The 756-nt window shown below is 65.1% G+C and carries 2 protein-coding genes; both read left to right on the top strand.

Features of this window, described 5'->3' with window-relative positions; genetic code table 11:
* The first annotated feature begins 153 nt into the window (after positions 1-153).
* On the top strand, positions 154-561 hold the full coding sequence (locus RTX98_RS20330) for a phage major tail protein, TP901-1 family (RefSeq protein ID WP_312798703.1): 408 nt from the start codon (positions 154-156) through the stop codon (positions 559-561).
* A partial coding sequence (locus tag RTX98_RS20325) for a gene transfer agent family protein (protein ID WP_312798701.1) occupies positions 558-756 on the top strand: 199 nt, incomplete at its 3' end. The genes RTX98_RS20330 and RTX98_RS20325, both read left to right, overlap by 4 nt.

Raw genomic sequence — 756 nt, 5'->3', positions numbered from 1 at the left:
TGCACGGCCATCAGCTCGTGAACCTGACGCCGAGCTTTGCGGAATCGCGCTTCGATGAAGACCAGTCCCTGCATCATGGGCTGCTGCGCTTTCGCGCCGTGACCGAACCGGCCGCTTAAGGCCCAAAATCCTCTCACAATCTGGAGACTGCTTATGGTTGCTCAACGGGGCAGGGATTTGCTTGTCAAAATGGAGGCGAACGGCGCCTTCACAACGGTTGCGGGCCTGCGCACCAAGCGGCTCGCCTTCAACAGCGAAACGGTCGACGTGACCGACGCCGACTCTGCCGGACGCTGGCGCGAATTGCTTTCGGCTGCCGGCGTGCAGCGGGCTTCGGTGAGTGGGGCCGGTATCTTCAAGGATGCGGCATCGGACGCGGCGATGCGCGCCGCGTTTTTTTCCGGCGCGATCGGGCGCTGGCAGTTCCTGGTGCCGGATTTCGGCATCGTGGAGGGGCCGTTCCAGATCACGGCGCTGGAATATTCCGGCGCGCATGACGGCGAAGTGACCTTCGACGTGTCGCTGGAATCGGCGGGTGCCGTCGGGTTCGCGGCGCTATGAGCGTGAACCGGCGACGCGGCGAGGTGGCCGCACTTCTGGACGGGCGCGAGTATCGGCTGTGCCTGACGCTGGGCGCGCTGGCCGAGCTGGAGCATGCCTTTGCGGCTGATGATCTCGGCGCGCTGGTGCAGCGCTTTTCCGGTGGAACGCTTTCGGCCGGGGACATGATTGCGGTGATCGGCGCGGGTTTGCGCG

The organism is Tianweitania sp. (genome assembly GCF_032053605.1).
Lineage (GTDB): Bacteria > Pseudomonadota > Alphaproteobacteria > Rhizobiales > Rhizobiaceae > Tianweitania.
Note: the sequence above shows the minus strand (reverse complement) of the source record. Positions and strands in the feature narration are given on the sequence as shown.